This is a genomic window from Mesorhizobium sp. M1365 (assembly GCF_040317865.1).
Lineage (GTDB): Bacteria > Pseudomonadota > Alphaproteobacteria > Rhizobiales > Rhizobiaceae > Mesorhizobium.
The window spans coordinates 1-604 of the sequence record NZ_JAMYLG010000118.1 but is presented as its reverse complement, the minus strand read 5'-3'; the positions used below and the strand labels follow the sequence as shown (position 1 = coordinate 604).

The window sequence follows — 604 nt, the reverse complement described above, 5'->3', positions numbered from 1 at the left end:
CCTTGATTCCCAGCCTCTGACCGGCGAGCACGGTCGAGACGTTGATCTTCTTCCTGTGCATGCAGATGCGGCCGCAAGCGGTAACCAGGATGTCGCGGTCGTGGAAGGGGTATTCCAGTTCCGGCAGGCCGTCATAGGCTCTTGAGGACGGCGTGTAGAGCTCGGCCGGGGTGCGCATGGCGAGCGCCTCGTGTGGCCTTTCCTCATTGAATTCGCTGATGAAAGCGTCGAACCTCGCCTGCTGCTGGAGGATGTTCATGCCGGGCGGCCTGGTCGTCTCTTTCTTTAAGGTCAGATGCATGCGCTCGTGGCGGCCGTTCTGTTGCGGGTTGCCCGGCTGGATGCGCTCGATGACGATGCCGAGCCTGAGCCAGAACACCGACAGGCGCGAGAGATTGTAGAGGCCGTTAGGCGAAGCGAAAGGGAGCCCGTTGTCGGAGCGGATGGCGGCGGGCAGGCCGCGCTCCCTGAACAGCCGCACGAAGGCCTCGATGACCGGCGTCTCCTTTGTCGATTCAAGCGCTTCGCAGGCGAGCACATAGCGCGAGATCTGGTCGGTGACCGTCAGGGGGTAACAGTAGCTACCGTTGCCGAGCCTGAACTC

1 protein-coding gene is annotated in these 604 nt (G+C 62.6%); it reads right to left on the bottom strand.

All coding sequences use genetic code 11. The features are described from left to right. Positions 1 to 604 (bottom strand): integrase core domain-containing protein (locus NKH04_RS33145; RefSeq protein ID WP_353045616.1); only part of this gene is annotated, 604 nt, incomplete at both ends.